Source organism: Aureicoccus marinus (genome assembly GCF_002954325.1).
Lineage (GTDB): Bacteria > Bacteroidota > Bacteroidia > Flavobacteriales > Flavobacteriaceae > Aureicoccus > Aureicoccus marinus.
Map to the genome: position 1 here is coordinate 687591 of NZ_MQVX01000001.1, position 21911 is coordinate 709501.

16 protein-coding genes, 1 other RNA gene and 2 pseudogenes are annotated in these 21911 nt (G+C 45.1%); 7 read left to right on the forward strand and 12 right to left on the reverse strand.

The genetic code is table 11. From position 1 onward, the window contains the following. Positions 1–6: 6 nt before the first annotated feature. Positions 7–2609 (reverse strand): annotated as a pseudogene (gene clpB, locus BST99_RS03275) (ATP-dependent chaperone ClpB). A gap of 141 nt (positions 2610–2750) precedes the next feature. Here clpB and ytxJ point away from each other — a divergent pair. Next, positions 2751–3143: a bacillithiol system redox-active protein YtxJ gene (gene ytxJ, locus BST99_RS03280; protein ID WP_105000526.1), complete on the forward strand. Its 393-nt coding sequence runs from the start codon at positions 2751–2753 to the stop codon at positions 3141–3143. A 1-nt stretch (position 3144) separates the two neighbouring features. Here ytxJ and BST99_RS03285 read toward each other — a convergent pair whose 3' ends face one another. Further along, a complete protein-coding gene (locus tag BST99_RS03285; RefSeq protein ID WP_105000527.1) occupies positions 3145–4326 on the reverse strand; it encodes a hypothetical protein in 1182 nt (393 codons plus the stop codon). Between the two features lie 84 nt (positions 4327–4410). On the opposite strand from BST99_RS03285, the gene glyA reads away from it, so the two are divergent. Beyond that, entirely contained in the window at positions 4411–5706 is a 1296-nt protein-coding gene (gene glyA, locus BST99_RS03290; RefSeq protein WP_105000528.1) for a serine hydroxymethyltransferase, read from the forward strand. A gap of 6 nt (positions 5707–5712) precedes the next feature. Here the strand turns inward: glyA and BST99_RS03295 are convergent, their stop codons facing one another. The 6 genes from BST99_RS03295 to BST99_RS03320 form a co-directional block, all read right to left on the reverse strand. Continuing rightward, a complete protein-coding gene (locus BST99_RS03295) occupies positions 5713–6339 on the reverse strand; it encodes a hypothetical protein (protein WP_146106188.1) in 627 nt (208 codons plus the stop codon). Positions 6340–6482: 143 nt separating this feature from the next. Next, the gene (locus BST99_RS03300; protein WP_105002420.1) at positions 6483–7151 is read right to left on the reverse strand and encodes a helix-turn-helix domain-containing protein; all 669 of its coding nucleotides are present in this window, start codon (positions 7149–7151) and stop codon (positions 6483–6485) included. A gap of 12 nt (positions 7152–7163) precedes the next feature. Then, complete coding sequence (locus BST99_RS03305) at positions 7164–9275, reverse strand: tetratricopeptide repeat-containing sensor histidine kinase (RefSeq protein WP_105000530.1); 2112 nt, start codon at positions 9273–9275, stop codon at positions 7164–7166. Positions 9276–9692: 417 nt separating this feature from the next. Continuing rightward, complete coding sequence (locus BST99_RS03310; protein WP_105000531.1) at positions 9693–10418, reverse strand: LytR/AlgR family response regulator transcription factor; 726 nt, start codon at positions 10416–10418, stop codon at positions 9693–9695. A gap of 83 nt (positions 10419–10501) precedes the next feature. Beyond that, positions 10502–12070 carry a right-handed parallel beta-helix repeat-containing protein gene (locus BST99_RS03315; RefSeq protein ID WP_146106189.1) on the reverse strand — a complete coding sequence of 523 codons (1569 nt, stop codon included), beginning with the start codon at positions 12068–12070 and terminating at the stop codon, positions 10502–10504. Next, positions 12071–13117 carry a glutaminyl-peptide cyclotransferase gene (locus BST99_RS03320; protein ID WP_105000532.1) on the reverse strand — a complete coding sequence of 349 codons (1047 nt, stop codon included), beginning with the start codon at positions 13115–13117 and terminating at the stop codon, positions 12071–12073. It abuts the gene before it with no gap. Between the two features lie 62 nt (positions 13118–13179). Between BST99_RS03320 and ffs the strand changes: the two genes are divergently transcribed. From ffs to fsa, 3 genes are all read left to right on the forward strand, one after another. Continuing rightward, positions 13180–13278, forward strand: an RNA gene (gene ffs, locus BST99_RS03325) — signal recognition particle sRNA small type. Positions 13279–13304: 26 nt separating this feature from the next. Next, positions 13305–14117, forward strand: a complete 813-nt coding sequence (locus tag BST99_RS03330) for an SDR family oxidoreductase (protein WP_105000533.1) — start codon at positions 13305–13307, stop codon at positions 14115–14117. 23 nt (positions 14118–14140) lie between these two features. Then, a complete protein-coding gene (gene fsa / locus BST99_RS03335; protein WP_105000534.1) occupies positions 14141–14797 on the forward strand; it encodes a fructose-6-phosphate aldolase in 657 nt (218 codons plus the stop codon). A 2-nt stretch (positions 14798–14799) separates the two neighbouring features. Here fsa and BST99_RS03340 read toward each other — a convergent pair whose 3' ends face one another. Further along, complete coding sequence (locus BST99_RS03340) at positions 14800–15174, reverse strand: TlpA family protein disulfide reductase (RefSeq protein WP_105000535.1); 375 nt, start codon at positions 15172–15174, stop codon at positions 14800–14802. Between the two features lie 116 nt (positions 15175–15290). Further along, on the reverse strand, positions 15291–16208 hold the full coding sequence (locus tag BST99_RS03345; protein ID WP_105000536.1) for a hypothetical protein: 918 nt from the start codon (positions 16206–16208) through the stop codon (positions 15291–15293). A gap of 161 nt (positions 16209–16369) precedes the next feature. Here BST99_RS03345 and BST99_RS03350 point away from each other — a divergent pair, with 161 nt between their 5' ends. After that, a complete protein-coding gene (locus BST99_RS03350) occupies positions 16370–18001 on the forward strand; it encodes an ABC-F family ATP-binding cassette domain-containing protein (RefSeq protein ID WP_105000537.1) in 1632 nt (543 codons plus the stop codon). Here the strand turns inward: BST99_RS03350 and BST99_RS03355 are convergent. Beyond that, positions 17998–18717, reverse strand: a complete 720-nt coding sequence (locus BST99_RS03355; protein ID WP_105000538.1) for a hypothetical protein — start codon at positions 18715–18717, stop codon at positions 17998–18000. The genes BST99_RS03350 and BST99_RS03355 overlap by 4 nt on opposite strands. Before the next feature lie 208 nt (positions 18718–18925). Between BST99_RS03355 and BST99_RS03360 the strand changes: the two genes are divergently transcribed. Further along, positions 18926–19426 (forward strand): fasciclin domain-containing protein, encoded by a 501-nt coding sequence (locus BST99_RS03360; protein WP_105000539.1) that lies wholly within the window; start codon positions 18926–18928, stop codon positions 19424–19426. On the opposite strand, the pseudogene pheT reads toward BST99_RS03360, so the two are convergent. Next, a pseudogene (gene pheT / locus BST99_RS03365) lies at positions 19423–21863 on the reverse strand (phenylalanine--tRNA ligase subunit beta). The gene BST99_RS03360 and the pseudogene pheT sit on opposite strands and share 4 nt — an antisense overlap. Positions 21864–21911: the final 48 nt, after the last annotated feature.

Sequence of the window (21911 nt, forward strand, 5' to 3'; positions counted from 1 at the left end):
TACTGCTTAAGCTTGCTCCAAGCTCGGCTGATTCCGAAAGACCAACTCTTCTTCAAATTCATCCAAGAGCAAGACCGCATTGGGCTGAATCCTTCCCGCAAGCAATTCTTTGGACAAGCGATTTAAAACCTGTTTTTGAATCAAACGTTTAATGGGTCTAGCGCCAAATTGAGGGTCAAATCCTTTTTGAGCCAAATGGGCTAAAGCTTCTTCTGTAGCTTCCAATACAAGGCCTTGACCTTCTAATCGTTTATTGATCAAGCGCAATTGTAAGCGAACAATATCGCGAATGTGTTCATGTCCGAGCGGCGTAAAGAGAACGATATCATCTATGCGGTTCAAGAACTCGGGGCGTATTGTCTTTTTAAGTAAGTCCATGACTTCCGTTCGGGCTCTTTTCAGCTGAATCTCATCGGTTCCTTCTCCGAGGATTTCCTGTATGATCGGACTTCCCAAATTACTAGTCATGATGACAACGGTATTGCGAAAATCAGCTGTACGACCTTTGCTGTCCGTTAATCGTCCTTCATCCAAAACCTGAAGCAAGACATTGAAGGTGTCTGGATGGGCCTTCTCGATCTCATCTAACAGAATAACGGAATAAGGCTTACGTCTTACAGCCTCTGTCAATTGTCCGCCTTCGTCATACCCCACATAACCAGGAGGAGCCCCAATCAATCGACTTACCGAGTGACGTTCCTGGTATTCACTCATATCGATTCGGGTAAGTGCCGACTCATCGTCAAACAGGTATTCTGCCAGGCTCTTGGCCAATTCTGTTTTACCGACCCCGGTAGACCCCAGGAAAAGGAAGGAGCCTATAGGTCGGGCTGCATCCGCTAAACCGGCACGGCTGCGGCGGATAGCATCCGAAATGGCTTCAATCGCTTCCTCTTGACCAATAACCCGCTTGTGAAGGACATCTTCCAAGTGTAGCAATTTTTCCCGCTCGCTTTGAAGCATTTTTTGAATGGGAATCCCCGTCCATTTTGCAACCACTTCAGCGATATCTTCTTGTCCGACTTCTTCCTTGATCAAGGTTTCGCTGTCTTCCTGTTGCTGTTTCATACTTCTCTGCAATTCCTGAAGCTCTTCATCGAGTTGCTGAAGTTTTCCGTAGCGGATTTCTGCCACCCGTCCATAGTCACCATTGCGCTCCGCTCGTTCGGCTTCCAACTTGAGTTCTTCTTGTTCTTTTTTCTTTTTCTGGATTCCGTCAACCACCGCGCGTTCCTTTTCCCACTGGGCAAAAATGGTATTGCGGTTCTCTTTAAGTTGAGCGATTTCTAGGTGAAGGGACTTGAGTTTCTCTTGATCGTTTTCCCTTTTGATTGCTTCAATTTCAATTTCTAGCTGGAGAATTTTTCGGTCCAAAGCGTCAAGTTCTTCTGGTTTGGAGTTGATTTCCATCCGAAGTTTAGAGGCTGCTTCATCCATCAGATCTATTGCTTTGTCCGGTAAGAACCGGTTGCTGATATAGCGCTGTGATAACTCTACCGCGGCAATCACTGCCTCATCCTTGATGCGAACTTTGTGATGAGATTCGTATTTCTCTTTGATTCCTCTTAAAATAGAGATGGCGCTTTCGGTATCCGGTTCATTTACCGGTACCTTTTGAAACCTTCTTTCAAGCGCTTTATCCTGTTCAAAATACTTTTGAAATTCATCTAAAGTCGTAGCTCCAATAGCTCGGAGTTCCCCACGTGCTAGTGCTGGCTTTAGGATGTTGGCTGCATCCATGGCACCTTGACCCCCTCCGGCACCCACCAGGGTGTGTATCTCGTCAATAAAGAGGACGATTTGCCCTTCTGCACCCGTTACTTCTTTAATAACAGATTTCAGGCGTTCTTCGAACTCCCCTTTGTATTTAGCTCCGGCGATCAGGGCTCCCATGTCCAGGGAGTACACCTGCTTCTCTTTTAAATTTTCGGGAACATCACCTTGGACTATACGGTGTGCGAGCCCTTCCGCAATAGCTGTTTTACCAACTCCGGGCTCCCCGACGAGCATAGGGTTATTTTTGGTGCGCCGCGAAAGAATTTGAAGAATACGTCGAATCTCTTCATCCCGACCGATCACAGGATCGAGCTTGCCGGACTCTGCCATTTCGTTTAGGTGCCTGGCGTATTTTCCCAGTGCGTTGTACTGGTCTTCGGCGGTTTGAGAATTGGCGTTTCCTCCCTTGCGAAGTCTTTCTATAGCTTCTTGAACCTTTTGAGGGGAAATGCTTGGTCCTTGAGTAGCTTCCCGATAAAATCGGAGGAAGCACTCAGGGCAAGTAAAAGGTGTTCCAGGGTCACAAACTCATCCTTCATTTTTTGAGCCTGTACCATGGCGTCGTTAATCGTTCGAGCTGCTTTTGGCGAAAGTGAGATTTGACTGCTGCTTACCCGGGCTTTTCTTTCGAGTTCTCGGTCGACAATTTGTTGCAGGGTAGGGTAATCTGCTTGCAGATGTTTGAATAAATAGGGCAGTAGGTGCTCGTCTACTTGCCCCATTGCTTTAAAGATATGCAGGTCGTCTACCTCAGGGTGTTCCATACTCTGAGCTAAAACCTGCGCCTGCTGTAAGGTTTCTTGTGTTTTTATCGTCAATTTATTGGGATCCATAGCTTCTGTGTTTTGATCACTAGAAATCAAATTCAATACCAAGGCTCAGCTCCCGTCAAAAAGGCAGAAAATCAAAGGAAATCACTGTCTTTTTGGCATTTAGGTATTCATTTTAAACCCGTTTAAGTCTACTTTTGCATTATGTTTTGGAAGAGAAAAAAGAAAGATACAGGAGCTAGCGAAGGAGCTAGCCAACCGGATTTGTGGACCGCTCTGAGTCAAAGCACTCAACTGGACGAGATTGCTAAGCAATCCGAAACCCGCCCACAACTTATTTTTAAGCATTCAACTCGGTGTGGAATCAGTGCAATGGTGTGGAGAGCCTTCGAAAGAACATGGGCCGAAGGGGACTATGCAGCCGATCTTTATGTCTTGGACCTGTTGAATTACCGCTCAGTATCGAATGAGATAGCGGAACGCTTTCAGGTGTTTCACCAATCGCCCCAATTACTGATTATAAAAAATGGCACCGCAGTTCTTCACGAATCCCACGGCGCCATTCAAGAGGTGCGTTTAAGCGATTATCTCGATTAGGTCATTCCAAGGAGACCCGTCTCATGGCCGACTTGAACTGAGCTTTCAGGTCTTCACCGGCATCGTATATCATTTGTTCATTGGAAGGAAAAGCAACTTCGCGCTGACGTATCCAATCCAACCACCCATCGTCAAAAGCCCTTTGATCGCCTTCGAAGCGCGCGAAAATGTGTTCAAAAATGAAGCCACTTTGCAGAGGGAATTTTTTCACCAACTGCCCGTTTCGATTATTGGTTATCCGAACTTGGGCTCCGAGGTTGGCTTCTTTAAATTGACGGAATTTGTAGAAATCACATCGAACCGTAATCAGCCGGTCAACTTCGATTTTGTTTCCTAAGCTGTCCTTGACCACCTCGCCATTATTGTCGCGCAAGAATTGAACGCCATCGACAATCTGCTTCTCTCGGCTGATTTGTTTTTCGATAATGCGCTCTGGAGAAACAAACAACTGATCGAAGTCAAGACTGACCTGGTAATCGTAGTCTTTGGCTTGGGCTTGGGTGTGGTATTGGGTCCAGTAGGTTTCTAATCCGTACTGATCAATATCCAATAGCTCATCCACTAATCGTTGGGGCAGAACCTGCTCCGTTCTGTTTTCTAAATTTAGGAATACGAGTTGCAGGCCTTTTTCATGGGCTTTTTCCATGAAGCTGATCGTTTCTTTATACCCGGGATTTAAAGCATCCACTTGTTCAAAGAGTTGATGTACTCGACGGAAATCTCCTTTGGTTTGGCAAAGACCGAATTCCTGCACGGCTTGATTGTATTTGAACTCCGTAAGCGCTGTCTTGGTGCGGAGTAGTTGATCGCTGTAGTCCGTAAATCGGAAACGGGCTTCTCTGCGTTCGTCTTGAATCCGCAAGGGCAGAAGGGGGCGAATACGTTCTTGCCAGTCGGTGAGATTCCCAAGAATGTTGTAGCGCTCTTCTAGGGAAGCATCCAGGTTCTCTTTTTCTAAAAACCGAAGCTGCCTAAGCTCTTGTTCAGTGTACTTGGCAAAGCTTTCTTCTAAAGCCACGACAAATACTTGGTTGCTTTTTCGCTCTTTGTTGTTGGTAAGTTTGTCAATGGCCCTGTTCATGGCCGAAGGGTAGTTTCCGGCATTGACCGCTTTCTGGGTTTTTCTGGCTGATTGGCAAGCCATTAGGCTCAAAAACAAAAGGATGTAGATTGGTTTTTTCATATCCACTTAACGTGTGGACAGAAATCTTAGTATAAGCGATTAAGCAGAGACTCCCTTTTGTATTTTAGCAAAAATTTTCGCCTTATGCAGAGAGATAGCCGTTTGTTTGACCTCATTGAACAAGAAAGACAACGCCAGACCAGAGGAATTGAATTAATCGCCTCAGAGAATTTTGTAAGTCCTGCCGTACTGGAAGCAGCGGGTTCCGTCCTGACGAACAAGTACGCAGAAGGGTACCCGGGTAAGCGTTACTACGGTGGTTGTGAGGTGGTTGATGAAGTCGAAAATTTGGCGATAGAAAGAGCCAAAGAGCTCTTTGGTGCTGCTTATGTCAACGTTCAACCGCATTCGGGATCACAAGCCAACGCAGCTGTTTTTATGGCCTGTCTACAGCCTGGAGATACCATCATGGGATTTGATTTGTCTCATGGGGGGCACTTGACCCACGGTTCTCCAGTCAACTTTTCTGGGAAATTGTACAGAGCCGTGTTTTACGGAGTACAAAAAGAGACCGGACTACTGGATTACGAGCAAATCGAAGATTTAGCGGTGAAGGAAAAGCCGAAAATGATCATCGCAGGGGCTTCCGCCTATTCTCGCGATATGGACTTTAAGCGTTTCCGTGAAATTGCGGATAAAGTGGGTGCCCTTTTGTTGGCTGATATCTCGCATCCGGCAGGATTAATTGCTAAGGGAGTACTGAACAATCCCTTGCCTTATGCCCATTTCGTAACCACGACTACCCACAAAACCTTGAGAGGACCTCGAGGGGGTTTGATTATGATGGGGGAAAATTTTGAAAACCCTTTTGGAATTCGGCTCAAGAATGGGAACCTGAGAAAAATGTCGGGACTTTTGGATTTGGCTGTTTTCCCAGGGAACCAGGGAGGTCCATTGGAACACGTAATTGCCGCCAAAGCGGTGGCCTTCGGGGAAGCTCTACAGCCCGAGTTTAGCGATTACATCAAGCAGGTACAAGCCAACGCTCAATCCCTTGGAAAGGCCATGGTCGAAAAAGGCTACGAGATTATTTCTGGAGGGACCGATAACCACATGATCCTCATCGATCTTCGCAACAAAGGGATTACCGGTAAGTTAGCAGAAAAAGCCCTGGAGCTGGCCGATATCACTGCCAATAAGAACATGGTTCCTTTTGACAATCAATCGCCTTTCATCACTTCGGGTATTCGTTTAGGTACTCCAGCCATTACCACTCGTGGACTGAATGCGCAAGACATGAGAAGAGTCGCTGATTTAATAGACGAGTGCTTAATGAATCCGGAGGAAGAAGCGAATCTGAAGGCTGTTAAATCTCAGGTCAACCAATTAATGGCTGGCCGCGATTTATTTCAGTTTTCAACAGTCGGTTCTCCTGTTTAAGCGGTTTTAAGCGTTCAGAAGGTAGAAATCCCCTTCAACGATGGAACGTTCTTCCAAGTCGTAAATGACAGGATCTGTTTGCTCATCACTATCAAAGTATAGTCCCCAGAACTTGAGATAACCCAGATGTTTTCTCTGGTTGAAAAGGGGTACACCGGCTTCAATGTGTCGCTCTTCGAATATGGGTACAAAGATTTCGAAAGGCCATTCAGAAAGTCCTCTGCTAAAATGCAGCAGGTGATCTGCCAAGGCATTGAGGATTTCGTGTAATTGATCCGAAATACTGTTGTGATCGATTCGACTAATTATGATGGTGGTATCGTTAAGGATAAAGGTGAGCTCTCCGATGTCTAAATCGGGTTCTGTCCCACTTCTTAAGTCAAAAAGAGCCTTTTGAAAAGGGTTGAGGGCACTCTTATCGGTTTGTTTAAAACCGCCCCAATTTCCTGTGTTGAGTTGAAAAAGAAGGTCAGTTAAGGCGAAGGGACATTCAACATCCAAGGCCAATAAGCGCTCACGCACCAAATCGTCTTCCAACTCTCGCATATGAATTCTGCCAAAGAAGTTCTTTTCGAGGTTTTGGCGGAAGGATTTAATAGGCGATAAATTCTCCAGTTCCTCTTGGAGCTTCATTTTTTCAGGTTGGTCCATTGCTTCGATTTTTCTATTCCCATGTCGAAGTTATAGGGAAATGACTAAATAAAAGGTAGGTTTTTCCTTAAAATAATTACGGAAAAGCTTTATAAGCGGTGTTTTTTTGTGTATTTCCAGCCCTTTTAAAGAAATCCACGGTTTTTAGCCGCGAGAATTAAAGCCATGTCGTTTTGATTCTCTGTTTCAAATTTTGTCTTGAGAGAACGTTTTCTATTCTCGATAGCAGAAGGGGAGAGGTCTACATGCTGTTCGAGATCCTTGGTACGCGTTCCAACGGAAAGGTGGTAGAGAATCTTGCGATCTTTTTCGTCCAAATCAAAACTATTCGACATTTTGCGACGGACCGCATTCAGGGCCTTAGCAGAGTAGTAAGGGTCCCCTTTGCTTACGGTTTTGATGGCATCTTCCAGAGTGATCGGGTCAATATCGGTCTTCACCATATAGCCTTCAGGGTTCACACTTTGCAGAATGGTGTTGATACGGTAGTTGTCGCTGAAGGAAGACATATAGATGATTCGGCTATGAGGGACAAGTTGCCTCGCCAATTTTCCGAGTTCTTCTCCATTATGGGGTTGAGATTCATTAGGAGGGAAGAGTTGCACATCGAGCAAAAGAATGTCATAGGGAAAAGAGCTGGCCGAATCTTCAATCTTTTCTTTACCGGCCTCGTAAGAATTCGCGGTATCCACCAAGATATTGTAGTTGTCAAAAACGATTCTTTCTAAAATAAACTTATAACCCAACATGGTCATCTCGTGGTCATCGACCGCTAGTATGCGAAGTGTTTTCATCTTCATGTTCCTTTAAACATTAGCTCGTTCTTCTTCAGGAATGGTGGTGTTTTGGATAAGGTTGTCGTGGGGTAGACTAAAGAGGAGTTCTGTTCCCTGACCGACAATACTTCTAATCTCTAAAATACCGTTTATTTTTTGAATTCGAGACCTGAGATTCTTTAAACCGATGCCCTTATTTTCATCGGAAGGGGTAAAACCAACGCCATTGTCTTTGAGTTTCAGAGAAATGTCCTCTGCCGTTGCCTTCATTTCGACTTGGACTTCGGTAGCCTGAGCGTGCTTGACAACATTCTTTAAGCCCCCTTGTAACATTCGATATACTTGAATTCTAATTTCGCCGGGTAGTAAGTCCCAATTGTAGTCATTGGGGTACATGAATCTGTATTCCAGTTTGGCGGGTTTACAGTTGTTTTCCAAGAGTTCTTCCAAGGCCAGTGCAAACTCGTTGACCTTGCGGTAAGCGGACTCATTCAATTGGTGGGAGATGGAACGAAGTTCTTCTTCAATTCCCTGTAGCTGCTCAATCAGTTCCATCCTTTTTTGTACATCCTCTTCGACTGTACTGTTATTTAATCCGGAGAGGATGAGTCGAATGCCCAACATCTCACCTAGTATACCGTCATGAATCTCTTCAGAAATACTTTTTTCGGCCATTTGCTTACCTTCTTCGAGCTTGGCTCTTTGGCTCAACATAAGGTTGTAGATTTCCTCATTGGCCTGTTGTTGTTGTTTTTCGTAGCGGAGCTCTTTGTTCTTGTTGCGTTGCTCAATGATGACGAATCCACCGAAGGCGATAAGAACCAAGGCAAGACTTACTCCAAGCCAGATTTGCTTTTTCTGACTTTCCTTAGCCAACTCTTCTTCAGCTTTATCAACACCGTATTGAATTTCAGAGAACTTCTCTTGAAGTTTGCGCTCATCCATCCATGTTTTTTCAACCAAGTTCGCATATGCCTCAGAGTAATTTTCATTTAAATGCCGACCCTTGACAGAAAGAAATCGCAAGGCCTTTAATTCGCGATCGGTATTTTCAAACTCCTTAGAAAGTTCGAATACCGACTTCATTAGAACAAGGGCGTCCTCTAAACGATCTTCGTTATCCAATACCTTAGCCCAACTATATTTTACCCAGGGTATATGTGTTGGACGTTCCAGTTTAGCAAGATCAAGAGCATCCGAAAGATAAGTTTCGGCTTCTACGAACGAAATTTTATCGGCAAAATAACCACTTGAAGCATACCCAACATTATTATTAATTCTTGATATAATTTGAGCTGGTTGAGGTAATTCAGTTCTTATTCTATGATAAAAGTTGAAAGCTTCATCAAAATTATCTTGCTCAAAATAGACCACCGCCATGTTATTTAAATAAAAGTATAAACTTCTATTGCGATCGTATTCATTTTCAAGTTGTTGACCATAAAAAATGGATTTGTTATAGAATTCAACAGCCTGAGCATAATTTTGCATACCCGAGTGAACTATCCCCAAACAGCTATAGATTCTACTATATAGATGAAGCTCTTTTTGTTCAGGGTATTCGTTTTCGTCCAATAATTCAAGGCTCCTAATTAATTTTGTTTCTGCTTGTTCAAATAGTCGAGCATCCTCTTCTAATGAAGAAATGGCTACCAACATTCTTACTTTATAAATTTGATCTTTTTCTGCTAGAACGAGCGAATTAACCTCATCAAAACCTTCGGTCAGAATTTCATAGGCTTCAGCAAGTTTACCTTGCTTTACTTTTAAATTTTCCTTGTTATAGTAATGCCATACAGTAGCTTTTGCTGTTATAGGATTATGTTGGTAATTTCTTAGAAGATTATTAACACGTTCAAATGCTATAGTATCATCTATTCTTAGATAGGCAAGTGTAATCGCATCAATTAAATTTATTTGATCAAGTTCATTATCAAATTCGTAAACTGAATCCTCCAATTCTTTAAGACGAGACTTAAACACTTTTAAGTTATTTCTAGAATCACTTTTAAACGAATCTATTTCCTCAAGCAAAGAGTTTAAGGTTTGTTCATTGTAGTAATCAGACGGATTTTTGGTTTTCTGAGAGCAGGATGAAAAAAGCAATAAAAGAAGGAGAATTGCAAAGAAAGCCCGAGCCATATTTGGAATCGTTGGTTTGAAGGAAAATACGTTCCAGAAGGTACAAAAAAACCCCAAAACAGGAGTTTGGGGTTGGGAAATTAGTTTAGTAAGACTTAACAGGATTTACCAGTTAATCTTTCTTTTTTTCATCTTCATCCGGATCTGGGGAAAAGGTGTCATATAGTTCAGCCGTTTCATCTTTGTTCCGCAGCGGCGTCGCAAGAAGTAAAGCTTAAACCAAAGGTCAATAGAGCGAGTAATACAATTGTTTTTTTCATGATTTTGGGTGTTTTGGGTTTATGATTTGATGGTGCTTTTTCAGTAAAACGTACTATCAAAGTAGAAAGACCACCCGAGCTAAGCCCAGTGAAAATGAGCCTAAATAGTATCCTGAAGAAGAAAAGAAGAATCTGCCTTGAGTTTGAAAGAATTCGGTTAACTCATGGTGCGGATCGCATTTTTGGTCAGTAATTCTTTGAGTTGATCCACTCTAGGCTTGTAAGAGCGAGAGAAGGGCAGGGGTTCCCTATCCCGAATGCTGAATTGGTTTTTTCGGTAATTGATTCGAGAGACATAATCGCTGTTGATGATGTAGCTCTGGTGTACCCGAATAAAGTTCTCAGGCAAGGCTCCCTCATAGGACTTGAGGGTTTTGTAGGCAGAAATCACCTTCCCGTTGCGCATATGGAAGTCCGTAGTATTGTTGTCTGCTTTTAAATACAGGATCTCATCCGTCTTTAGGTAATGGAAATCCGAATAGGTCTTCAGGCAAAGGGTTGGGCTCTTTTCGGAAAGGGGAAGGGATTTTTGTAGACGCAGGAGTGTTTTGTTCAAATCGACCCCCCGAAAAGGAAGATGCATAAGATCAAAGAAACCCAATTTGATCGCAGGATAAGCCATGCCGGTATCCCGAGAAAGCCCGATCATCAAGGGCATTTCTATTAAGAACTGATGCAATTGATTGATGAAGTTGTCCAGTGGAGCCCCCTGCTCCATGCGAACAAAAATCAGATCGGGCTGAGTTTCTAGGATGATTTCGAGACCTTCCTCGTAATCTTTGGCATGGGCCACTTCCATCAAGCCTTCTCGTTGAGAGAGGTGTTCAAGGGCGGAGGTAGAATCTGCACCCTCTTGGTCGACAAAGACGTAAGTATATCCCATTTTCCCCAATAGTGGAGGGACAAGGTAGGGTGCATTTTGTGGATTGGACTACAGATTTCCCACAATAAAATTGAGGTTTTTCTTTATTCGGGAATATATTCCAAGGCACCCAAATCCGCTGGTAGAGTACGGGTATTCCCCCACAGATCCAGAGGAAGTAGAGCCGATATGGATTCACGGGCGCGTTCCCTGGCTCCAGATTCAGGAAGTAAGCGAAAATCCTCAAAAGCTGGTTCAGTGAACTCCGCAGGGTTGTTTAAAAAGAGGGAGCGGTAGCGATTGATACTGGTAAAATCGTATAAAGGATCGTTGACCAAGGTCTGACTCAGATCGTTAAACCGAAGCAAGCAATGGTCCAAGCTAAATTCGAAACTTGCTGCCGGGCTCGCTGCAGCTAAAAATTCCAGGGAGCGATTTCCGTCGATGATGGTATTTATAAAATTCGCTTGTTCCAAATCTCCAGTGAGTATACCGGCCGTACCCAAATCGATGAAGTTGTCGATAAACAGCGCTGGTGTATTCCGAAATCCTGCGGTCCAGTAATTAGCTAGTGTACAGTGCCGAAATTGATAGTGTCCGCCTAAATTCAGGTACACGCTGTAAATCCCCGCACTTCCGATGATGGAGTTGTCAATTTCTGCTCGGCTATTGCGGAGTAGGAGGCCAATATTTTGGCTGTTGTGGATTTGACTGTTGGTCAGCGTTAAACGCGTTGTCTCGGTTCCTCCGCCTTCCAGAAAAATCCCGACGCTGGCATTGCGTAAAATCAGGTGATTCATTTGACTAGGACGACTTTCGGCCGAAAGCCAAACCCCGCCCCATTGACCAGACTGGTATTCCCATTCGGGTTCCAGGCGGTCTCCTTCAAAAATAACGGCATTCTCTTTCAGCTCCACGTCCGTACTTAAAGCCCCGTTCACTTGAAGGCTGCCCTGAGGACCTACATAAATTCCTGAGTTCTTGTGGAAGTAGAGTCGTGCTCCCGGGTCAATGACCAGATCACGATCTTCGGGTACCGCTGCATATCCGTAAATCACATAAGGCTTATCTGCCGTAAAACGCAGTTCGTCGTCTTCCAATAAAAATCCTTCAAGAGCGATAATATTGCCTTGTCCGTCCGTGCCGATAGGAACCAACTCTCTTTCGCCATCTTCCCCGCGTTCTGGGTACAGGAATACCGCATCCCTCACCAGAGTGACCAGTTCAACCGTCTGGTCCGAAATCCCGTCGCCAAACAGGATTTGGTCGGTCAACAGAAAGTCCGGTTGACTTCCGTCCAGTCTCTGCGTAACTTCAACAAAAACAAATAGACTGTCCTTGGCCAGTAGCGGAATGTCTTCAAAGGACTGACCCGCTAAACCATCAACATTTAGACGGTAGGAGCTACTGTTTCCTTCTGCCAGGCGGACAGAGGGGATGAGGATGTCTTCATCAGAGGTGTTGTATACTTTAAAATTGTAGGTGCTACTGGAAATCCCGGTGAAGATAGTATCCAGAAAAAGGGTGTCTTTAGAAAAAGCCAACTGCCCTGTGCTCGGATTGAAGTTAAAATCTTCCCGGCAAGAGGTGATGAGCAGTGTGCTTACCACGAGTAATACCACGGTTGCAGCCCAAAAGGGTTTTCTTGAATGGGAAGGAGGAATTCTATTCATTTATTTCTCTTCAAAGCGAATTTCAAAGAGCTTGTTCCAGTTCTTACCCGTGATAAAAAAACTGTCACGTCCCGGGTGGTAGGCGATGCCATTAAGTACAGAATTCAAAGGATCCCACTCGGAACCTTTTTTCACTCTTTCCATAAGACCACCCATATTGACCACTCCAGTCAGGGCTCCTGATTTGGCATCGATAATCATGATGCTTTGCTTCTGGTAAACATTGGCGTATATCTTTCCGTCGACATACTCGAGCTCATTCGCTTTGTTGTATAACGATTTGTGGGTCACCAATTGTATGTGTCCAACCTCTTTTAAAGTTTTGGGATCCAATTTCCAGAGCTTATGGGTGCCGTCGCTTTTATAAATGAACTCCTCATCATGGCACAGCCCCCAACCTTGTTTGCTTTCGCCATAGGCAAAGGACTTTTCTCGCCCGAGTCCAGATAGATCGTAAACAAAGCCCAGTCCGGCTTCCCAAGTAAGCCAAACAACCTGATCATCCCAAACGGTCAGGCCTTCTCCGAAGTATTGATCTTCCAAGGCGGTCAGGGCCCACACTTTACCTGTTTCGAACTCCAGTTTCTTCAAAAGCGAATTCCCTCTTTTACCGGTGCTCTCGAGCAGGGTGTCGCCATAAAATTCCAATCCCTGTGTATAGGCACTCGGATCATGGCGAAATTCATTGAGCAGGGTATAGGTATATAACTTCGGAGGGGTTTTGGACAAGAGGCGAATGGATTTGCTTTTGGTCAAGGTGTCCTCGCCGACCAGAAATTTGAATTGCAGCTCTTGATCGCCAAGCGGAAATTCGGGCAAGGTGATTTCCTTATTCCCTGAACTTAGGGTTTGATCATCCAAGTGAACGGAGAGCAGACTCCATTCCCGATTCTTAGGATTTTTCAGGGTCCAAGAGAGGGGATCGCCCGCCTTTAATTGGGTATTGTTTTCAATTTGAATCTTTAAATCATCAAAATTCGGGTCGTCCTTGCATTGGGTGAGAAGCAGGAACAAGGGAGCAAAAAGGAGTAAAAGTGGTTTTTTCATCTTACACGAAATTAATAGGATATCCCAATTGCCACAAGAGGAAAAGGTTCTATCTTTGCCCGCGGCAAGTCCTACACGACCAGCTCCTGCAGAATCCCCCAGGGTGGGAACGCAGCAAGGGTATGTGGTTGTAGCGGTGCGATGTAGGTAGCTTGCCGTTTTTTGTTGGGTAAAATCAACCCCTATCATGGCAGCTGAACAAATTGTTTTAATCACCGGTGCATCTTCGGGGATCGGCAAAGCCATCGGCTTGCATCTCCTTTCTAAAGGGTATGCGGTTTACGGCACGACCCGAAATCCCAACAACTACAAAGACTTTACTGACTTTCCTCTTGTCCAGCTCGATGTTCGCGAACCCGAAAGTGTTCAGAAATGTGTTCAGGAGCTGATGGACAAAGCCGGCCGTATCGATGTTTTGGTGAACAATGCGGGTATTGGAATTACCGGTCCGGTTGAAGAAACACCGCTAGATGAGATGCAGGCCGTATTTGAGACCAATTTTTATGGTCCTTTACGCTTGATCCAAGAGGTTTTGCCCGTAATGCGGTCCCAGAATGGGGGAACGATCATCAATATTACCTCTATCGCAGGCTATATGGGTTTGCCTTTTCGAGGGGCCTATTCCGCTTCTAAGGGAGCCCTTTCCCTGATGACGGAATCCCTTCGGCTAGAAACCAAAGGACAGGGGATTCGGATTTGCTCCTTGGCCCCTGGAGATTTCGCGACCAACATTGCCCAAGGGCGTTACCATGCACCTGTGATCGAAGGGTCCCCCTACGAGAAGACCTATGGCTTCAGTCTTGATCGCATCGACGAGGATGTGGATGGAGCTTCTGACCCGATTGCGGTCGGCAAGCAGATTGAGCACATTCTCAATACAGCTCAACCCAAAGTACATTATCCAGTAGGGGAGTTTCTTCAAAAATTCTCCATCAAATTAAAGGGGTTACTTCCCGGTACTTGGTACGAAAAGTTATTAGCGCAGCACTATAAGTTGTAGTTTTGAACTAAACCTATTCATCTATGAAATTTTTTATCGATACAGCGAACCTAGACCAGATCAAAGAAGCTCAAGCGCTGGGCGTTCTTGATGGTGTGACGACTAATCCATCGCTTATGGCCAAAGAAGGCATCACCGGGCATGACAATATTATTCAGCACTACGTCAATATTTGCGAGGCGGTAGACGGAGACGTATCTGCCGAGGTGGTGAGTACAACCTTTGATGAAATGGTTGCAGAAGGAGAAGCCCTTGCGGCCTTACATCCTCAGATTGTCGTTAAAGTTCCGATGATCAAAGACGGCGTAAAGGCACTTCGCTATTTTACCGATAAAGGAATTAGAACCAATTGTACACTGGTTTTCTCTGCCGGCCAGGCGCTTTTGGCTGCGAAGGCAGGAGCCACTTATGTTTCCCCTTTTATCGGACGCTTGGACGATATTTCAACAGACGGATTAAATCTTATTGCTGAGATTCGCCAGATCTATGACAACTACGGATTTGAAACTCAAATCTTGGCCGCTTCGGTGCGTCATACCATGCATGTTATTGATTGCGCAAAGATTGGTGCAGACGTGATGACCGGACCTCTATCGGCGATTGAAGGATTGCTGAAGCATCCTCTAACCGACATCGGACTCGAGAAATTCTTAGCGGATTACCGAAAAGGAAACGGATAAACTTACTGGCTTGCCAGCTCTTGAGAACCCTGCAGTAGCAGGGTTCTTTTCATATGGGCAAAACCGTTCAGCACAATAGTGTCCTGTGCTATAATGCACTGATTCAGGTCGTGCAAGAGGTGTCTGATCTGATCGGAATCACTTACTCGAAATTGGAGGGCGGTATCGACTTGCATCTTGCGAACCATTCCCCGCCAATCCTGTTCTGCAGTTTCGAGGTTAATACCCACAAATTGCCAGTCCGGACGCTTTCTTTGAAGGCTGTCCAGTTGTCGGGTAACATTTTTAAAGTGTCCCATTTGTCGCCCTGACCAAAAGTAAAACAAGGTGTGTTTGCCTTTCGAAATTTGCGGAAAGCTCACTTGGTTGTTGTCCATACCCCAAACCTTAACAGCCGGGAGAGGTGCTCCAAATTGCAATTCCTGAATTCCTTTGAACTTAACTCTGATTTCTTCTTTGTGGCCCTGATGGCTCGAAAAACCTTCGTATAAGGCTAAAAAATCCTCCGTTTGCGGATCTGCCGGTGAACCTTGATCAGGTAATCCAAGGCCACATTGCGCATGAGGTTATTCTTAAGGGTTTCCTGATCGACCAGGCTATCAATAAGACGTAGCTTGTGGGTATTCAGGTGCAGAAAGTCCTTTTGACTGGGCTTTGCTACAGCACAGGTATCCATACAAGCCATATAGGTCAAGTTCCCGAAATGGTATTTCAAGAAATCGTAATAGGGTTCTAGATAACTCAGCTGTTCGCTGCTAACATTGAGTTCAGAGCGGTAAGCGTAAAAGTCTTTAGGAAGTTGAGGGAATCCGTCTTCCTTAACTTTCTTTTTGTGTACAAAGGGGTACTTCTCTCGGTAGACGTAGTTTCCGAAATCGATAACCGCCTGACCCATTTCTCGGGCTTCTTCCGACATTTCTACTTCGTTGAGAAGGGTTTGCAACTCTTCCATTTTCATGTCGCGAAGACTATCCATTTTGTGTCGGAACTCTTCCGGGCTTAGTCCGTAGTAAGTAGAGACCAGCTCTTCTTCATCCTCGTGACTGAGGTACATTTCGATGAGGAAGTTGTTGATTTGTTCATTGCTACCGAAGAAGGCCAGGGATTCGTCGAAGGCCATGGTATTCAAGCGGATCAAAATGCTGTCACCAGGCTCTAGATAAACGTACTGGTACTCTGGTGCATGTTGAAAGTGGTGAAGACCCGGTTCAAGATTTTCTATCTCGATGGAGAACCGGTTGTTCTTGTCGAGCTTGGCCGAATCGATGACTTCATCTCCCTTATGCAGGACGACATAGTCACTGGTGGGATGAACAATCTGGCCGCTGAAAAAGACCAAGTTTTCAGGCTTGTCCTTCTTCCCACAACTTGCAAGCACGACTAAGAGGCAGAGAGGTAATAAATGCTTCATATTCAATCGACGTCTTACAAATCTAGAGAACCGGATTTAGGGGTGCTGTTAATGAGCCGTTAAATGTTGTTAAGGCCGCTTTTAGTAAGGTAAAACACTGTTTTTAATCGGAGGTTAAATGAGAGCTTGTTTTTGGCTACTTTTGCCAAAATTTTGTCTGCATGCTTTCGGTAAACAATTTATCTGTACAATTCGGAAAACGCGTTCTTTTTGATGAGGTCAATGTCAGTTTCACTACCGGAAACTGCTATGGTATCATCGGCGCAAATGGAGCGGGAAAATCCACCTTTTTAAAGGTGATCTCGGGGCAAATCGATCCCACCTCAGGAGGGAGTCATTTGGAACCCGGAAAGCGCATGTCGGTACTTGAACAGAACCACAACCGCTATGATGAGTTCCCGGTTTTGGAATCTGTTATGCGAGGTAATCAGCCCTTGTTTGCTGTCAAAACAGAGATGGATCAGTTGTATGCGGACTATTCAGACGAGAACGCCGATCGAATAGGGGAGCTGCAGGTGCAGTTTGAAGAGATGAACGGCTGGAATGCCGAAAGTGATGCAGCCGCCTTGTTGTCCAACTTGGGGATAGCCGAAGCCTTGCACTACACACAAATGTCCGATTTGGATCCAAAAATGAAGGTGCGTGTGCTTTTGGCTCAGGCGCTTTTCGGAAATCCCGACGTGCTGATCATGGATGAGCCGACGAACGACTTGGATTACGAAACCATTTCTTGGTTGGAAGATTTCTTAGCCAACTACGATAATACCGTCATCGTCGTTTCACACGACCGTCACTTTTTAGACTCGGTCTGTACCCACATCGCCGATATTGACTTTGGTAAAATCAACTTGTTCTCGGGGAACTACACCTTTTGGTATGAGAGCAGCCAGCTGGCAGCCAGACAGCGAGCTCAGCAGAACAAGAAAGCAGAAGAAAAAGCCAAAGAACTTCAAGAGTTCATCCAGCGATTTAGTGCAAACGTGGCGAAGAGTAAACAAGCCACTTCGCGAAAGAAAATGCTGGAAAAACTCAAGGTGGATGAAATCAAGCCATCGAGTCGCCGTTACCCTGCCATTATTTTTGATCGGGAAAGAGAAGCGGGCGATCAAATCTTGCAGGTCGAAAAACTCAAGGCCTATTCTGAAGATGGAGACCTCTTGTTCCAAAAGATTGATTTGAATTTGGCCAAAGGAGATAAAGTGGCCATTCTTTCCAAGGATTCAAGAGCCTCTACGGCCTTTTATCAAATCATCACAGGCCATCAAAAAGCAGAAGAAGGGACTTTTCAATGGGGGGTAACGACCACCCAGTCCTATTTGCCCTTAGACAATAGTTCTTACTTCAGTGATGATATGAACCTGGTCGATTGGTTACGCCAGTGGGCTAAGACAGATGAGGAGAAGGAAGAAGTCTACATCCGCGGCTTTTTAGGTAAAATGCTATTTAGTGGGGAGGAGGCATTGAAGAAGTCCACCGTTCTTTCTGGAGGTGAAAAGGTACGTTGTATGCTCAGTCGCATGATGATGCTCCGAGCCAACGTCCTGTTATTGGATGAGCCCACCAACCACTTGGATCTTGAGAGTATCACGGCCTTCAACAATTCTTTGAAGAATTTTAAAGGCAATTTATTACTCACCACCCACGATCATGAGTTCGTACAAACCGTGGCCAATAGAATCATTGAACTCACCCCAGGGGGAGTCATCGATCGCTATACCACCTTTGACGAATACATGTCAGACAAAGGGATTCGGGAATTACGCGAAAAAATGTACGGTCTAGAAACGGTCTAGGCGTTGAAGTACTTGCTGTTCCAAATAAACGGATTGAAGTTCTTTGAACGAGCAAATCCGTAATACAAAGCAATGGCTACCACGCATTTGAACACAAAAAAGAACACCAACCAGAATTCTGCACTAGAACTGTTCTTAGAAAACAAGCCGTCAGGAACCAAATAAGTCAGGGCTAAGCTTAGAACACAAAGGGTAAGGGCTAATTCTATCATCCCTTTCATGGGCCATACCATCAGCTTGCGCAAGGGGTGTAAATCATTTCCCCATTGATGGATAAGGTAGTAATATCCGTTTCCAATCGGAGCGAACAAGAGGGGATCGTCCTTATCTTCTAAGCGGAAGAGCTTGGAAGGGGCCATGATTTTTAATCCTTGAAGTTCGGTACCGTGCTGCTTTTCCAGGAATCGAATTTCCTGAACCGCTTCTTCCGGTATCTCCGGCTTGAAGTAACGCACATCCAGAAACCGCAATCGGTAGTCCGTACAGACGTTTTTAATGGTTTCTAAGGAGTAAATTCTTTCGGTTTCCAATAAGTCTAAATCAAATGTATTTTCAATAGACTCACTCTTTTTTTGGAAAGCGTTTTTTATTCTGCTTTTTTCTTCCTCTTCACTGTTCCAGATGGACTGGACGAAAGCCTCTACATTTAAAGAATTTGTAGAATCGCTCGGGCGCACCTTGTCGAGGGCCCGTCGCACATTTACTGGGTTCAACATAACATCTTTTTATAGCAACGGCCTAAAGTTACATAACAGAATGCAGAAGTAAAACCCTCAGGCATAAAATTGAGTAGTTGTATTTGATAAAAAGTCCATATCCCGAGAATTTGATTCCCAGGGATCAACTTTTTTTCACTAGTTTAGCCCTTCTGCACTGGTCTCAACTTAGAGGTTCCAGTCCAGAAACCAAACTGACAAACTAACCATGTTTAAGGAAATAAGCATTCGACTCTTATTGTGTATGGCTCTGTTTGCTCTGACCACTGGTCTGCAGGCTCAGGACAGCCATAAGACAATACTAAATGCCTTGAACAAAAGTGAGCTTTCAGCCACGCTGGAAAAGGTGGACGACTACACCTTATTTGCTCCCGCAGATCAAGTGTTTTGGAATCTTCCCAAGGAACAGTTTCAGCAACTATTCAATCGTCAGGATCCCTCTTTTTTAGAAAATGTCTTGCGCTATCACATTGTTGCCGGAAAACTAAGCGCCTCGCGTCTTCTCAACGATTTGGCAAAAAACAAAGGAAGAATGAGTTATCCCACCTTATTGGGTGATCGACTTCATTTTAAAATGGAAGGGCTGGATATACTCTTGGTAGATTCTCACGGGAACAAGGCCCGAATTACACAGGCGGACCTTTCTACACAGGAAGACCAATTGATGCACGGCATCGACGGCTTGATTTTACCGCCAACTTACGATTAACGCAATTCCGCTTTTAGTTCGTTTTGAAGACGTTGGGTAATACGCTGCACGCTCTTGTCGATCTGCTTATCCGTCAAGGTTTTTCCTTCATCTTGTAAGGTCAGATGTACCGCATAGGACTTTTTGCCCTGTGGTAATTCCTTGCCTTCGTATACATCGAAGAGTCCAACTGATTTTAGGATTTTGTTTTCTGCCTTTAGGGCTTGCCCTTTGATGTCAGCAAAAGTAACCTGCTGATCGACCAGCAGGGCGAGGTCTCTGCGCACCGCCGGAAACTTCGATACCGCTTTGTACTGGATTTGCTCTCTGGAGGCCAGGAGTTCCAAACAAAGGTCCCAGTTTATTTGGGCGTAGTACACTTCTAGCTTTAGGTCAAAGTGTTTACAAAGAGCCGGATCTAATGTCCCGACCTGAGCCAGGGTTGTTCCTTTGATTTTCCATTCCAACCCATCGCTATACATCCCTTTTTCCTCCACATAACTAGGCGTATCAAGGGTAATACCGATACGATTCATTAAAGACTCCAATTGACCTTTCAGGGTGTAGTAATCGGCTGTTTTGCCACTGGATTTCCAGTGGGGATAAACTTCTTTCTCTGCCATCCACAGACCCAGGTATTTCTTTTCCTCATAAGATTCCTGTTTGGATTCTTCACTGACCTTGTGGTAGGTTTTTCCCCATTCGAATAAGGCTAGATGATCCTGCTGCCGGTTGCTGTTGTGGCGAAGAACCGGAAGACCGGAAACAGCGCCCTCTGTTCGCATTCGACCGAGATCGGAACTCAAGGGGTTGAGCAGTTGTACTTCTTTGGAGGCGGCGATCCGAAACTTCTCCATTTCGAGGGGCTCCAGGCTATTGGTCAGGATTTCATTAAAGCCCTTCGCGCTCAAGAATTGACTGAGTTGGGTCTCTAATAAATGAGGTTCACTCCATTTGCTGCTGGCCACAGAAAAAGTCATTTTTTCGGGGATTTCTACGGTATTGTATCCGTACACCCGCAAGATTTCTTCGATAACGTCTACCTCTCGGGTGACGTCCACTCGGTAAAAAGGAACGAGTAGGTTCAGGCCTTTTGCGTTTTCTCCTTGAATTTGAATATCCAAGAGAGGAAGTATTTTTTGATCACCTCCCGGTCGATTGTACTTCCGATGAGGCTGTCGAGTCGGCTGTAGTTCAAGAAAACGGGGTGTGACGAAGCCTTCTGTTCCTCCAGATCAATGACCGGAGAACTGACTTGACCACCAGCAATTTCTTGAATAAGCAAGGCCGCTCTTTTTAAAGCATAAACCACTTGCTCCTGATCGATTCCTCGCTCAAAACGGAAAGAGGCATCGGTATTCAGGCCATGTCTTTTGGCTGTTTTACGAATAGAAACAGGATCAAAATAGGCGCTCTCCAAGAAAATAGAGGTTGTTGAATCGCTCACCCCAGAATACTGACCACCAAAAACACCCGCTATACACATCGGCTTCTGGCTATCACAGATCATCAAATCTTCGGCCGAAAGTTTTCTTTCTACCCCATCGAGGGTAGTAAACGTTGTTCCTTCCGGAAGACGTTTTACAACGATGGTCCGGTCTTGTACTTTATCTAAGTCGAAGGCGTGCAAGGGCTGTCCCAGCTCATGAAGCACATAGTTCGTGGCATCGACAATATTGTTGATCGGACTCAGGCCAATCGCCTTTAAGCGGTTTTGCAACCAATTGGGTGATGGGGCGACAGTAAGGTTGGTCAATGTTAGCCCAGCATAACGCGGAGCTCCTTCGGCATCTTCTACCTGTACTTCTACCGGGTGGGTAGGGGAGTCTACAGAGAACGCACTTATAGAAGGAGGTGTCAAAGTCGCGTCTTCGTTTTTTAGAGCCAGGCCGGCGCGAAGGTCACGGGCAACCCCAAAATGACTCATGGCGTCCGCTCGGTTTGGCGTCAGGCCAATCTCAAAAACCTGATCTTCTTCGACGGTAAATACTTCCTTGAGTGGAGTACCGGCTTGCCAGTGGTCTTCCAAAACAAGAATTCCCTCGTGACTTTCGCCCAGACCCAGTTCGTCTTCGGCGCAAATCATTCCATGACTGAATTCACCGCGAATTTTTCCTTTTTTGATTTTCCAGGGATTGCCTTCACCATCGTACAATTCGGTACCGATAGTGGCAACGGGAACCGTCTGGCCTTGAGCAACATTAGGTGCCCCGCAGACTATTTGTACAGGTTCTTCCTGTCCGATATCGACTTGGGTCAGTTTTAGTCGGTCTGCATTAGGGTGCTGTTGGCACTCGAGTACCTTGCCGATTACGACTCCTTCTAAGCCACCTTTAACGCTGCTAAAGGCTTCAATGCCTTCGACTTCGAGTCCGAGATCAGTAAGCAGCTCTCCAGCTTTTTCAGCCTCCCAATTCAGGGGAAGCATTTCTTTCATCCAGTTATAGGAAATTTTCATGGGAATTTACCTCAGGGTCAACTATATCGCGCAAATATAAGGAATGCA

Coding starts and splice junctions, on each gene's coding strand:
- ytxJ (WP_105000526.1), top strand. CDS start 2,751: ATGTTTTGGAAGAGAAAAAAGAAAGATACAGGAGCTAGCGAAGGAGCT.
- BST99_RS03285 (WP_105000527.1), bottom strand. CDS start 4,326: ATGAAAAAACCAATCTACATCCTTTTGTTTTTGAGCCTAATGGCTTGC.
- glyA (WP_105000528.1), top strand. CDS start 4,411: ATGCAGAGAGATAGCCGTTTGTTTGACCTCATTGAACAAGAAAGACAA.
- BST99_RS03295 (WP_146106188.1), bottom strand. CDS start 6,339: ATGAAGCTCCAAGAGGAACTGGAGAATTTATCGCCTATTAAATCCTTC.
- BST99_RS03300 (WP_105002420.1), bottom strand. CDS start 7,151: ATGAAAACACTTCGCATACTAGCGGTCGATGACCACGAGATGACCATG.
- BST99_RS03305 (WP_105000530.1), bottom strand. CDS start 9,275: ATGGCTCGGGCTTTCTTTGCAATTCTCCTTCTTTTATTGCTTTTTTCA.
- BST99_RS03310 (WP_105000531.1), bottom strand. CDS start 10,418: ATGGGATATACTTACGTCTTTGTCGACCAAGAGGGTGCAGATTCTACC.
- BST99_RS03315 (WP_146106189.1), bottom strand. CDS start 12,070: ATGAATAGAATTCCTCCTTCCCATTCAAGAAAACCCTTTTGGGCTGCA.
- BST99_RS03320 (WP_105000532.1), bottom strand. CDS start 13,117: ATGAAAAAACCACTTTTACTCCTTTTTGCTCCCTTGTTCCTGCTTCTC.
- BST99_RS03330 (WP_105000533.1), top strand. CDS start 13,305: ATGGCAGCTGAACAAATTGTTTTAATCACCGGTGCATCTTCGGGGATC.
- fsa (WP_105000534.1), top strand. CDS start 14,141: ATGAAATTTTTTATCGATACAGCGAACCTAGACCAGATCAAAGAAGCT.
- BST99_RS03340 (WP_105000535.1), bottom strand. CDS start 15,174: ATGGACAACAACCAAGTGAGCTTTCCGCAAATTTCGAAAGGCAAACAC.
- BST99_RS03345 (WP_105000536.1), bottom strand. CDS start 16,208: ATGAAGCATTTATTACCTCTCTGCCTCTTAGTCGTGCTTGCAAGTTGT.
- BST99_RS03350 (WP_105000537.1), top strand. CDS start 16,370: ATGCTTTCGGTAAACAATTTATCTGTACAATTCGGAAAACGCGTTCTT.
- BST99_RS03355 (WP_105000538.1), bottom strand. CDS start 18,717: ATGTTGAACCCAGTAAATGTGCGACGGGCCCTCGACAAGGTGCGCCCG.
- BST99_RS03360 (WP_105000539.1), top strand. CDS start 18,926: ATGTTTAAGGAAATAAGCATTCGACTCTTATTGTGTATGGCTCTGTTT.